General features: G+C 58.5%; 13 protein-coding genes and 1 pseudogene. 6 read left to right on the top strand and 8 right to left on the bottom strand.

The window, feature by feature from the left end:
• Positions 1 to 85 precede the first annotated feature (85 nt).
• Both erdR and DFS28_RS18620 read left to right on the top strand, forming a co-directional pair.
• The gene (gene erdR, locus DFS28_RS18625; protein ID WP_033053926.1) at positions 86 to 733 is read left to right on the top strand and encodes a response regulator transcription factor ErdR; all 648 of its coding nucleotides are present in this window, start codon (positions 86 to 88) and stop codon (positions 731 to 733) included.
• 79 nt (positions 734 to 812) lie between these two features.
• Positions 813 to 1,175: a diacylglycerol kinase gene (locus DFS28_RS18620; protein ID WP_008153979.1), complete on the top strand. Its 363-nt coding sequence runs from the start codon at positions 813 to 815 to the stop codon at positions 1,173 to 1,175.
• Here the strand turns inward: DFS28_RS18620 and DFS28_RS18615 are convergent.
• Positions 1,172 to 2,098 (bottom strand): LysR family transcriptional regulator, encoded by a 927-nt coding sequence (locus tag DFS28_RS18615; RefSeq protein ID WP_008153977.1) that lies wholly within the window; start codon positions 2,096 to 2,098, stop codon positions 1,172 to 1,174. The genes DFS28_RS18620 and DFS28_RS18615 overlap by 4 nt on opposite strands.
• 150 nt (positions 2,099 to 2,248) lie before the next feature.
• On the opposite strand from DFS28_RS18615, the gene fpr reads away from it, so the two are divergent.
• Positions 2,249 to 3,028, top strand: coding sequence for a ferredoxin-NADP reductase (gene fpr / locus DFS28_RS18610; protein WP_003443014.1), 780 nt, complete (start codon positions 2,249 to 2,251; stop codon positions 3,026 to 3,028).
• Between the two features lie 183 nt (positions 3,029 to 3,211).
• Here fpr and tsaA read toward each other — a convergent pair whose 3' ends face one another.
• From tsaA to rimO, 6 genes are all read right to left on the bottom strand, one after another.
• Positions 3,212 to 3,910 (bottom strand): tRNA (N6-threonylcarbamoyladenosine(37)-N6)-methyltransferase TrmO, encoded by a 699-nt coding sequence (gene tsaA / locus DFS28_RS18600; RefSeq protein ID WP_111450979.1) that lies wholly within the window; start codon positions 3,908 to 3,910, stop codon positions 3,212 to 3,214.
• A gap of 184 nt (positions 3,911 to 4,094) precedes the next feature.
• Positions 4,095 to 4,865, bottom strand: coding sequence for an SDR family oxidoreductase (locus DFS28_RS18595; protein ID WP_111450978.1), 771 nt, complete (start codon positions 4,863 to 4,865; stop codon positions 4,095 to 4,097).
• 192 nt (positions 4,866 to 5,057) lie between these two features.
• The gene (locus DFS28_RS18590; protein ID WP_008153972.1) at positions 5,058 to 5,528 is read right to left on the bottom strand and encodes a DUF1456 family protein; all 471 of its coding nucleotides are present in this window, start codon (positions 5,526 to 5,528) and stop codon (positions 5,058 to 5,060) included.
• 75 nt (positions 5,529 to 5,603) lie between these two features.
• A complete protein-coding gene (locus DFS28_RS18585; RefSeq protein WP_008153970.1) occupies positions 5,604 to 6,314 on the bottom strand; it encodes an rRNA pseudouridine synthase in 711 nt (236 codons plus the stop codon).
• A gap of 191 nt (positions 6,315 to 6,505) precedes the next feature.
• Entirely contained in the window at positions 6,506 to 6,979 is a 474-nt protein-coding gene (locus DFS28_RS18580; protein ID WP_008153969.1) for a GNAT family N-acetyltransferase, read from the bottom strand.
• A gap of 112 nt (positions 6,980 to 7,091) precedes the next feature.
• Positions 7,092 to 8,429, bottom strand: a complete 1,338-nt coding sequence (gene rimO / locus DFS28_RS18575) for a 30S ribosomal protein S12 methylthiotransferase RimO (RefSeq protein ID WP_008153968.1) — start codon at positions 8,427 to 8,429, stop codon at positions 7,092 to 7,094.
• 289 nt (positions 8,430 to 8,718) lie between these two features.
• On the opposite strand from rimO, the gene DFS28_RS18570 reads away from it, so the two are divergent.
• The 3 genes from DFS28_RS18570 (at position 8,719) to DFS28_RS18555 (ending at position 11,522) form a co-directional block, all read left to right on the top strand.
• Positions 8,719 to 10,620, top strand: coding sequence for a potassium transporter Kup (locus DFS28_RS18570; protein ID WP_111450977.1), 1,902 nt, complete (start codon positions 8,719 to 8,721; stop codon positions 10,618 to 10,620).
• 312 nt (positions 10,621 to 10,932) lie between these two features.
• Complete coding sequence (locus DFS28_RS18560) at positions 10,933 to 11,223, top strand: type II toxin-antitoxin system Phd/YefM family antitoxin (RefSeq protein ID WP_111450976.1); 291 nt, start codon at positions 10,933 to 10,935, stop codon at positions 11,221 to 11,223.
• 11 nt (positions 11,224 to 11,234) lie between these two features.
• Positions 11,235 to 11,522 carry a type II toxin-antitoxin system RelE/ParE family toxin gene (locus DFS28_RS18555; protein ID WP_111450975.1) on the top strand — a complete coding sequence of 96 codons (288 nt, stop codon included), beginning with the start codon at positions 11,235 to 11,237 and terminating at the stop codon, positions 11,520 to 11,522.
• An 80-nt stretch (positions 11,523 to 11,602) separates the two neighbouring features.
• On the opposite strand, the pseudogene DFS28_RS18550 reads toward DFS28_RS18555, so the two are convergent.
• A pseudogene (locus tag DFS28_RS18550) lies at positions 11,603 to 11,916 on the bottom strand (DUF3077 domain-containing protein).
• Between the last annotated feature and the right edge of the window lie 207 nt (positions 11,917 to 12,123).

The raw sequence follows: 12,123 nt of genomic DNA, 5'->3' as shown, positions 1-12,123 counted from the left end.
CCACGTGATTGGCGTTGAACGTGCCCTGTTGGTACAGCTCCGTGGCTGTACCTCGAGTTGTTTGAAAAACAGGATCATTTGAAAAATGGCCACATACGAAATCCTGATTGCCGATGACCACCCTCTTTTTCGTAGCGCCCTGCATCAAGCGTTGACCCTGGGCCTGGGCCCGGAAGTCCGTCTGGTGGAAGTGGCAAGCATTGCCGAGCTGGAAACCCGTCTGGACGAGAAGTCCGACTGGGATCTGGTGCTGCTGGACCTGAACATGCCGGGGGCCTACGGTTTTTCAGGGCTAGTGCTGTTGCGCGGTCAGTATCCGCAGATTCCGGTGGTCATGGTATCGGCCCAGGAAGAAGCCTCGATCATGGTGAAGTCCCGTGAATTCGGCGCCAGCGGCTTCATCCCAAAATCCAGTGATCTGAGCGTCATCCAGAAAGCCGTACGCGCGGTGCTCGATGGTGATGTGTTCTGGCCGCCCCAGGCGTTTGAGGCGGTCAGCGTTTCCGCCGAAGCCAAGGCCGCCAGCGAAGGCCTTGCGAGCCTGACACCGCAGCAGTTTCGTGTTCTGACCATGGTCTGTGAAGGCTTGTTGAACAAGCAGATTGCCTACGAGCTGAGCGTATCCGAAGCGACGATCAAGGCCCACGTGACGGCGATTTTTCGCAAGCTGAATGTGCGGACCCGGACCCAGGCGGCGTTGCTTCTGCAACAACTTGAGTCAATTTCGAACTAACCAGGCGCGACGCGTTCACGCTTTTTTGACTGTGCTTAATCTAGCTTTCCCACTTCCTTTTTGGTCAGTTGCCTACTTTATGTCACCTTTCAAAGGCCAAACCGGCCTCAAACGCATCCTCAACGCTTCCGGTTATTCGCTGGACGGTCTGCGCGCAGCCTTCACCGGCGAAGCGGCCTTTCGGCAACTGGTGCTGCTCAACGTCATATTGATCCCGCTGTCGTTCTTTCTGAACGTCAGTCGCGTCGAGCAGGCGTTGCTGATTGCAGTCTGCCTGTTGGCGTTGATTGTCGAATTGCTCAATTCGGCAGTGGAAGCGGCCATCGACCGTATTTCCCTTGAATTGCACCCATTGTCCAAGAACGCCAAGGACATGGGCAGCGCCGCTCAGCTCGTAGCCTTGAGCATGATCGCGCTGGTCTGGGCGGTCATCCTGCTCTAAGCGATGGTGGGCAGAACGATCTCGTCGCTGCGCTGAACCCCGGCGGTGAAAGCGCGGCACAGGTCGAGGAATTCACGCATCGCCGACGTCTGATATTTCTGTTTGTGCCAGATGAAATAGAACTGCCGCGCCAGGTCCAGATCTGGCGTCTCCACCGGCACCAGGCTGCCGCGCCGGAATGCATCGCGCAGTGCCAGGCGAGAAATGCAGCCAATCCCCAACCCGGACTCCACCGCACGCTTGATCGCTTCGGTGTGTTCCAGTTCCAGCCGGATATTCAGCGAGCTGCGATGGTGACGCATGGCCTGGTCAAAGGTCAGTCGCGTGCCGGAGCCCTGTTCCCGCAGAATCCAGGCCTCGTGGGTCAGCTCTTCCATGGTCGCCGTGCCGCGCTTGGCCAGTGGATGCTGGGGCGCACAGAACACCACCAATTCATCCTCGACCCAGCTCTGCACTTCGATGTCCGGATGACTGCAGTCGCCTTCGATTAGACCCAGATCAATTTCATAGTGAGCAACTTGCTGCACAATGTTGGCAGTGTTCTGTACGTGCAGCTTCACCTGGCTTTCCGGATGGCGCTGCATGAAGCTGCCGATCAGCAAGGTGGCCAGGTAATTGCCGATGGTCAGGGTCGCGCCGACCGCCAGAGAACCGAATCCCGACTTGCCATTGAGCAAGTCTTCGATTTCTTTGGATTGGTCAAGCAGCGCCACCGCTTGCGGCAACAGCTGTTTACCGAGGGCGTTGAGGCTCAGTCGTTTGCCGGCGCGGTCGAACAGCTGACAGCTGGACTGACGCTCTAGCTCGGTGATCGAGGTGCTCGCCGCCGATTGCGAGAGGTTGAGCAGACCCGCAGCACGGGATACGCTTTCCTGCTGGGCGACGGCGACGAATACTTGAAGTTGACGGAGAGTAAATCGCATATCGATATAACCGATAACCCTTATCTTAATAATCCAGTTAACAGATATTGTCGCTGCCATTAGAATGCGATGCAATTGCGCACAGCAGCTCATTTTTTGCAGAGCAGGCGCAGAGCACGCGCAGACCAAATCTCCAGGAGTCCCACGTACATGAGCAACATGAACCACGAGCGTGTCCTCAGTGTTCATCACTGGAACGACACTCTGTTCAGCTTCAAGTGCACCCGCGATCCGGGTCTGCGCTTCGAGAACGGTCAGTTCGTGATGATCGGCCTGCAACAGCCCAACGGCCGGCCGCTCATGCGCGCTTACTCGATTGCCAGCCCGAACTGGGAAGAGCATCTCGAGTTCTTCAGCATCAAGGTGCCTGATGGCCCGCTGACTTCCCAGCTGCAGCATCTGAAGGAAGGCGACGAGATCATCATCAGCAAGAAGCCTACCGGCACGCTGGTGCTGGATGACTTGAAGCCTGGCAAACATTTGTACCTGCTCAGCACCGGTACCGGTCTGGCGCCGTTCATGAGCGTCATCCAGGACCCGGAAACCTACGAGCGTTTCGAAAAAGTGATCCTGTGCCACGGCGTACGCTACGTCAACGAAGTCGCTTACCGCGAGTTCATTACCGAGCACTTGCCGCAGAACGAGTTCTTCGGCGAGGCCCTGCGTGACAAGTTGATCTACTACCCGACCGTGACCCGCGAGCCGTTCGAGAACGAAGGTCGCCTGACCGACCTGATGCGCAGCGGCAAGCTGTTCAGCGACATCGGTCTGCCACCGATCAACCCGCAAGACGACCGCGCCATGCTGTGCGGCAGCCCGAGCATGCTCGACGAGACCAGCGAAGTGTTGAACAGCTTCGGCCTGAAAGTGTCGCCGCGGATGCGCGAGCCGGGTGATTACCTGATCGAGCGAGCGTTCGTCGAGAAGTAATAAGCCGCTGCACTGCTCTGCCTGTGGGAGCGAGCCTGCTCGCGATAGCGGACCGTCAGTCAACGTCATCGTTGAATGTTACGCCGCCATTGCGAGCAGGCTCGCTCCCACATTGGTTTGGTGGTGACCAAAAAAAGCCCGCGTTGCCTGTAAAGGCAGCGCGGGCTTTTTCGTTTTTGGCGTTCAGACGTTCGCGGGAATGACTTCGAGAACGCGGATCAAGTCAGGCGTGGGGTAATGCCAGCGCACATCCAGATCCCAGAACTGCGCGCCGTATTCCCGTTCGGGTGTAGGAATCTGGTACGCCGGACGTGGGTCTTGTGCCAGACATTGCTCGATCAGCTCCACTAACGGTTCTTCCAGGCGCTGAGCATGGCCGTGAGCCTGTTGTAGCGCTGAATCCGTCCACTGCACGGGAATCAACTGCGGCGCGGCGCTGGCGATGCGGTTGGAGGCCGTATCGATGATGTCGGCGTAAGGCACGTAGGGTTTGATGTCGAGAATCGGCGTGCCGTCCAGCAGGTCAATGCCGGATATCCACAGGCGATTGGCTTCAACCTTGTCCAGCTTCACCACGGATTGGCCGATGCCATTGGGTCGATGCGTCGCGCGGGTGGCGAACACACCCATGGATTTGTTACCGCCGAGACGAGGAGGGCGCACTTTCAGTCGTGGCTTTTCTTCCAGGGCCTGGTGAAACAGGAACAGCAGCCACACGTGGCTGACCTGTTCCAGACCTTGCACCGCATCGCCCTGATCGAACGGCGCCACCAGTTCCAGCACGCCGCGAGCGGCCGGGGCCAGTTGTGGCTGGCGCGGGATGGCGAACTTCTCCTTGAAACAGGAGCGCACGAAGCCGATGGGGGAAACGCTGTAGGTCATGGTCTGGGGTCGAGGCGGGGTGAGGGTGGGCATGATACCCGATTGATCCTCGGGTCTGCGGTGACTGACAGGTCGCCTTCGCGAGCAAGCCCGCTCCCACACTGGATTGATGCTGGCCACAAATGGCGCGGCCACAGGAGATCCCGTGTGGGAGCGGGCTTGCTCGCGAAGGCCGCACCACGGATTAAAGGCTGAACCCACCATCCAAAGGAATAACATTCCCAGTCATATACGCCCCAGCCGTACTCGCCAGACTGATCGCCAGCGCCGCCATCTCTTCCTCCCGGCCCCAGCGTTTCATTGGAATCAACGCCGTGTCGTCGGCCAGCGCCTGCTCATCATTGCCGATGTGCTGAGTCATCTTGCTCGGAAAACGCCCCGGCGCGATGACGTTGACGTTGATGTGCTGGCTCACCAGCTCCCGCGCGAGAATCCGTGACAGTTGATGCAGGGCCGCTTTACTCGGCCCGTAGGCATAAGCCTGCTCGCCGAAGGACGAAATGCCCGCCACTGAACCGATATTGATAATTCGTGCCGGATTCGCTGCCGAACCGGCCTTGCGCAGCAGTGGCAAAAACTGCTGAATGCAGTTGAACACCGAGGTCACGTTGAGCTGCATGACCTTTTCCCAGCCCTTGACTGGGTAGCTCTCCAGCGGCGCGCCCCACGTGGTGCCGGCATTGTTCACCAGAATATCCAGATGAGTGATCTGCTCGCCCAGTCGCGTCGCCAGTTGAAGCACGCCTTCTTCGGTGGCCAGGTTGGCCGCCACTGCGTGGCAACGACCGAATGCGCTCAATTCATCAGCCGTTTGCTGACAGGCTTCGGCATCCCGGGCGCAGACGTATACGGTGGCGCCGGCCTCGACATAGGCCTTGGCGATCATTTTGCCGATACCACGGGTGCTGCCGGTCACCAGGGCGGTGCGGCCTTGCAGGGAAAAGTACGGGTGCATGGCGAATCCTGAGAGCTGAGGGTCAATACACCCTAGTCGTCAGCCGCCGGAAGCGGAGCCACTATTTTTGCGAGGAATGAAGCGCTATACAGCTTTGCGACGCCGTCCCTTGTAGGAGCACAGCTTGCTGGCGATGGCGATCTCGAAAACGCTATCGCGAGCAAGCTTTGCTCCTACAGAGGGTGGGGCGATTTACTGTGGACGAACGCGCAGGGTCAGGCCCTTGAGGAAGTTGCGCAGCAACTGGTCGCCGCACGGGCGATAGTTAGTGTGGCCGAACTTGCGAAACAGCGCGCTCAGCTCAGGCTTGGACACCGGGAACTCGGAGGCCTTGAGGATGGCGTGCATGTCGTCTTCTTTCAGTTCGAAAGCCACACGCAGTTTCTTCAGGATGATGTTGTTGGTCACCGGCACTTCGATCGGCTGTGGTGGACGGCTTTCGTCCTTGCCACGCTTGAAGATCACCAGGCCATCGAGGAAATGCGCAATGACTTCATCCGGGCAGCGTACGAAGCCTTCCTCGTCTTCCTCTTTCTTGTCGAGGTACGTCACCAGGTCTTCCAGGGCCACGTCCATGCCGCCGAGCTTGATGATCTCGATGACTTTCTTGTCGCTGATGTCGAGCATGTAGCGCACGCTGCGCAGTACGTCGTTATGAATCATGGTGTGCAGTCCTGATATTCAGCAGTGGGCGCCGCGTAAACAGCGGCGCCAAAATGTGTGGCGGCGTGAAAAGTCTTAGAACTTCTCTTTGCCGGACAGGTAACGCCATTGCCCCAACGGCACTTTGCCAATGGACACGCCGCCAATGCGGATGCGGCGGATGGCGACAACCTTCAGGCCGACGGCCTGGCAGAACAGGGCGATGACGCCCGGTTGTGGGTTCTTCATCGCAAAACGCAGGCGGTTTTCGTTCTGCCAGCTGGCTTTGACCGGCGGCAGTTCCTTGCCCTTGTAGGTCAGGCCGTGGTTCAGGCGGTTGAGGCCGTGAGCCACCATGTCGCCTTCAACTTCGACCACATACTCTTGCTCGATCTTGGCGGAGTCGGCAGTGAGTTTGCGCAGGATCTTCCAGTCCTGGGTGAACACCAAAAGACCGCTGGCGTTGGCCTGCAGGTCGGTGCTGGCGGTCAGGCGCAGGAAGTGGCCCTTGAGCGGACGTTTGCTGAAGCGGTGTTCTTCGCTCAAGGTCTCGGCGCTGATCGTTGCCATGGCCGTTTCCGCATCCATGCCCACGGGCACGTTCAGCAGGATGGTCACCGGTTCCGGCGCAGTGGCCTTGGCTTCGGGATCAAGCTCGACTTTCTGGTTCTCGACCTTGAACTGCGGCTCGTCGATGACTTCACCGTCCACGGTGACCCAGCCTCCCTCGATGAACAGCTCAGCCTCCCGACGGGAACAGCCGACGAGTTCGATGAGGCGTTTGGAGAGACGAATCGGGTCAGTCATGACAGGGCCGTAACAAAAAAGGGGTGGGCATTGTACCTGCCTGGCGCCGGTTAATCCCGGCTCCATTTGCCGCATGTGCTTTTAATGTGGGAGGGAGCCTGCTCGCGATAGCGGTAGTTCAGTCAATTGATCTGTTGAATGACACACCGCTATCGCGAGCAGGCTCACTCCCACAGTTGTTCTGTGCTGTGTCAGCCATGCCGCGAATGTTGCTGGTTTTGACGCAAGCGCATATGCAGCAACGGATAAGGCTGCCCCATGCCATCGACTTCCGACCGGCCAATCACCTCGAAGCCCTGTTTGAAATAAAAACCCAAGGCTTGCGGGTTCTGTTCGTTGACGTCCAGTTCATCGGCATTCAGGTGTTCCATCGCATAGCGTAGCAACTGCTTGCCCAGGCCCTGGCCGCGGTGAGCCGGGTCGATGAAGAGCATTTCGATCTTGCCCGCCGCAACCCCGGCGAACCCGGTGATGCGCTGGCGCGGGTCTTTGGTGCAGATCAGCATCACCGCATCGAGGTAGCGCGTCAGCACCAGGTTCTTCAACAATTCGATGTAGCTGTCCGGCAGAAAGTCATGGGTGGCGCGCACCGAGGCTTCCCAGACCTGAGTGAGCTCTTCGTAGTCGCTCTGTTTCGGCGTGTGGATGACCGAATGTTGGCGCATGGCCGGCTGCCCCTTTTCCTGTGAATGTCGAGAATCCTTTCCTCACAAAACGATAGACGTAAAAAAGCCCCGCATCTCGTCAAGAGAGCGGGGCTTTTCGTATTTTTTGCGTTTAGATCTGTTCAGCCCACAGGTCGTATTCGTCGGCGTCGGTCACTTTGCACCAGACTTTATCGCCTGGCTTGAGGTTGCTGCCGTTGTCGATGAACACGTTGCCGTCGATTTCCGGAGCATCGAAGAAGCAGCGGCCAACCGCGCCTTGCTCGTCGACTTCATCGACCAGCACTTCGATTTCACGGCCGACGCGCATTTGCAGGCGTGCCGAGCTGATGGCTTGCTGGTGCGCCATGAAGCGGTCCCAGCGGTCTTGCTTGACGTCGTCCGGCACGATGGCGGCGTCCAGCAGGTTGGCCGGTGCGCCTTCGACCGGCGAATACTGGAAGCAGCCGACGCGATCGAGCTGCGCTTCGGTCAGCCAGTTCAGCAGGTACTGGAAGTCTTCTTCGGTTTCGCCGGGGAAGCCGACGATGAAGGTCGAACGGATGATCAGGTCCGGGCAGATTTCGCGCCAGTTCTTGATGCGCGCCAGGGTCTTGTCTTCGAAGGCTGGGCGTTTCATCGCTTTCAGGATTTTCGGGCTGGCGTGCTGGAACGGGATGTCCAGGTACGGCAGGATTTTCCCGGCGGCCATCAGCGGAATCAGCTCGTCGACGTGCGGGTACGGGTAAACGTAGTGCAGACGAACCCAGACGCCGAGGGTGCTCAAGGCTTCACAGAGTTCGGTCATGCGGGTTTTCACCGGCGCGCCGTTCCAGAAACCGGTGCGGTATTTCACGTCGACGCCGTAAGCGCTGGTGTCTTGCGAAATCACCAGCAGCTCTTTGACGCCGGCCTTGACCAGGCGCTGAGCCTCGTCCAGTACATCACCGACCGGGCGGCTGACCAGTTTGCCGCGCATCGACGGGATGATGCAGAAGCTGCAGCTGTGGTTGCAGCCTTCGGAAATCTTCAGGTAGGCGTAGTGGCGCGGGGTCAGCTTGATGCCTTGCGGCGGCACCAGGTCGATCAGTGGGTTGTGATCCTGGCGCGGCGGCACGGCGTCGTGCACGGCGTTGACCACCTGCTCGTACTGCTGCGGACCGGTCACGGCCAACACGCTTGGGTGCACCTTGCGAATGTTGCCTTCTTCGACGCCCATGCAGCCGGTCACGATGACCTTGCCGTTTTCCTTGATGGCTTCGCCGATCACTTCCAAAGACTCAGCCTTGGCCGAGTCGATGAAGCCGCAGGTGTTGACCACCACGACATCGGCGTCCTCGTAAGTGGACACAACGTCATAGCCTTCCATGCGCAGCTGGGTAAGGATGCGCTCGGAGTCGACCAGTGCTTTGGGGCAACCCAGGGATACGAAGCCAACCTTTGGATTGGCCGGCGCAGGAGTGGTGGACATGTCTAACCTCGGTATTTGTGACGCCTCCAGCCGAAGACGGCAAGGCGACAGACGGGCGCTATGTCGCGCCTCTGGTCAAAAAGTGCGCAATTCTAGCGATGAGAGGCGCACTTGACCAGCTTTATGCAGGGAAATACGACGAGTGCTGCGCTATGCTTCGCGCCTTTACGCTTTACCGAATTTTTACAGTCAATGAAACGTCTGTAACCTTAAGTAAAACGGTGCATGCTGCACGGCAAAGCATAGTGCTTCTTATAAGAAGTCCGGATTTGGGTAGTAGGAGTTTTGGATGGGGCAGGCAAGTAGTCAGGCGGCGGGCGCTGAGCATTCGGCGGCAAAACCGATCGGCATGCTGGTCGCGGCGGTCGGGGTGGTTTATGGCGATATCGGCACGAGCCCGCTGTACACCCTCAAAGAAGTGTTCTCCGGTGGCTATGGCGTGCCGGTCAACCATGACGGCGTGTTGGGCATCCTGGCGCTTATCTTCTGGTCGCTGATCTGGGTCGTTTCGATCAAGTACATGATGTTCGTGCTGCGCGCCGACAACCAGGGCGAAGGCGGGATCATGGCCTTGACCGCTTTGGCTCGACGGGCCGCAGCGGGGTATCCGAAGTTGCGTAGTTTGCTGGTGGTCTGTGGGCTGATCGGCGCGGCGCTGTTTTATGGCGACAGCATGATCACTCCGGCGATCTCAGTGCTCTCGGCGATTGAAGGCCTGGGACTGGCTTTCGAGGGTATCGACCATTGGGTCGTCCCGTTGTCGTTGGTCGTGCTGGTGGCGCTGTTCCTGATTCAGAGTCACGGTACCGCGCGGATCGGCATCCTGTTCGGCCCAATCATGGTCACCTGGTTCTTGGTGCTGGGGGCGCTTGGCGCCTACGGCATCATGCAGCACCCGGAAGTGTTGAAAGCGATGAACCCGGTGTGGGGCGTGCGCTTCTTCATCGTGCACCCGGGCATGGGCGTGGCGATTCTCGGCGCGGTAGTGCTGGCATTGACCGGTGCCGAAGCGCTGTACGCCGACATGGGCCACTTCGGTCGCAAGCCGATCGCTCGCGCATGGTTCATCCTCGTGCTGCCGGCCCTGGTGCTGAACTACTTCGGCCAAGGCGCGTTGCTGCTCGGTGACCCGGAAGCCGCTCGTAACCCCTTCTACCTGTTGGCACCGAGCTGGGCGCTGATTCCATTGGTAGGATTGTCGACCCTTGCCACCGTGATCGCGTCCCAGGCGGTGATTTCCGGTGCGTTCTCCCTGACCCGTCAGGCGATCCAGCTCGGTTACATTCCACGTATGCACATTCGCCACACCTCCAGTGCCGAACAAGGCCAGATCTACATCGGCGCGGTGAACTGGGCGCTGATGGTCGGCGTCATCCTGTTGGTGCTGGGCTTCGAGTCCTCCGGCGCGCTGGCCTCGGCCTATGGTGTGGCGGTGACGGGCACGATGCTGATGACCACCATCCTGGTGTCGGCGGTGATATTGCTGCTGTGGAAATGGCCACCGGTCCTGGCGGTTCCGCTGTTGCTCGGATTCCTCTTGGTGGACGGTCTGTACTTCGCTGCCAACGTGCCGAAAATCATTCAGGGCGGGGCGTTCCCGGTGATTGCCGGTATCGTGCTGTTTGTGCTGATGACCACGTGGAAACGCGGCAAGCAACTGCTGGTCGATCGTCTCGATGAGGGTGGCTTGCCGCTGCCGATCTTCATCAGCAGCATCGCCGTGCAACCGCCGCATCGCGTTCAGGGCACCGCCGTGTTTCTGACCGCGCGCCCGGACGCTGTACCCCACGCGCTGTTGCACAACCTGCTGCATAACCAGGTGCTGCACGAGCAAGTGGTGCTGCTGACGGTGGTGTACGAAGACATCCCGCGGGTGCCGGCATCCCGGCGTTTCGAGGTCGATTCCTACGGCGAAGGTTTCTTCCGGGTGATCCTGCACTTTGGCTTCGTCGACGAGCCGGATGTGCCTCAAGCGTTGAAACTGTGTCATCTCGAAGACCTGGATTTCAGCCCGATGCGCACCACCTACTTCCTCAGCCGCGAGACGGTGATCGCTTCCAAACTCGAAGGCATGGCCCGCTGGCGTGAGGGGTTATTCGCCTTCATGTTGCAGAACGCCAACGGCAATTTGCGCTTCTTCAATCTGCCGCTGAACCGGGTGATTGAACTGGGGACGCAGGTAGAAATGTAAGCCACAACAAAAAGCCCCCGTTGCCTTTGCGGTAGCGGGGGCTTTTTTGTGGGCGGCGCATTTCCCTGAAGGCAATGAAGATCCCTTGTGGGAGCGGGCTTGCTCGCGAAGGCGGTCTGACATTCAACATTAATGTCGACTGACAGTCCGTCTTCGCGAGCAAGCCCGCTCCCACAGGGGATGTGCGGTCGTCTCTGCTCCTTTACTTTTGATCGGTTCGTGTTTTTTGCAGCTTGCTGTATGTCTAATTCGACGCAATACTCTGCGTAGAACTGTGTGTTCAAATTTGCATGATTGTGTAGAGAGGTGAGTATGACGGCATTACTAGAGCGTGCTGACCAAGCAATATCGGTGACTGCAATGGTCAGGGGGTTCAGCGCAAGGCTCAAAGAGATTTCCAGCCGAGCCACCGAGCGGCTGGTCATTTTCAAGGACAATCAGCCCGCAGCGGTCATTATCAATGTTGATGCGTATCAGGAAATGCTCGATGAGCTTGAAGATCTGAGGATTGAAGCAGCCGCTCGGGAGCGACTGATCGGTTTTGATCAGAGCAAGGCAGTTAGTCATGACGATATGCGGACGCGGTACGCCAGGAAAGACTAAAGGAGCTGTGGATGGTTTGGGGCGTTATCTATCATCCAGAGGTTCAGAAGGATCTGGATCTGCTGGGCGCTGTAGCGGCGAACCGCATTCTTGACGTTATCGAAGAGCGGATTATCAATGGTGAGCCGGACAAGAGCGGCAAGCCCCTAAGAGCCAGTCTTGCAGGCTGTAGACGGATCCGAACAGGCGACACGCGAATTGTTTATCGAGTCGATGGCAAGGCGATTCAGGTATTGATCGTTGCCGTTGGTGCTCGACGTGATGAAGAGGTCTACGGCGCGGCAGAGCGTCGTCTATAACCAAAAAGCCCCCGCAACTTTACGGCTGCGGGGGCTTTTTTGTGGACGCATTTCCCTGAAGGCAATGCGCGTTCAGGCCGCTATTTTTTAGATTCAGCTTTTGTCCGGGCAGGTGGCGGTGGCGGCGTCAGTACCTTCACCGCATCATCAATCACGGCCTTGCAATTGCCGTCAGGTAATGCGCGGCCCAGGCATGTCGGTCGGTGTCTCGGGCGTAGGCAGCATCTTTAGTCAGCTCCTTGGCAAGGAACAGAAAATCAGAGGCCATGGCTAGCGCATCGCCGAGGGGAACGCCGTGACTGACATGGAACAGCGCTTTGTTGGAGCAGTAGATGAGGGGGGTGAAGCCGATGGTTTTCAGTTCGTCAGGTTCTGACGGATTTGTTTTGGTCATGGTTTTTCTCCTGGGTTCGAGGAGCTGCCATTTTCGTTACCACACGAAAGGGAGGCAGCTGTACGCAGGGTGGTAAACCGGGAACCAAGGAAACCGGCACGCCCGAGGGCGTCCCACGCACAGCTGCCATAACTCGAAATCGCAGACATAAAAATGCCTGTGTTCGGGATGAAGGCGCTGTTGCGCTGGTTTCGCCGGGTTACCACA

It is taken from the genome of Pseudomonas sp. 478, from assembly GCF_003254125.1.
Taxonomy (GTDB): domain Bacteria; phylum Pseudomonadota; class Gammaproteobacteria; order Pseudomonadales; family Pseudomonadaceae; genus Aquipseudomonas.
Note: the sequence above shows the minus strand (reverse complement) of the source record. Positions and strands in the feature narration are given on the sequence as shown.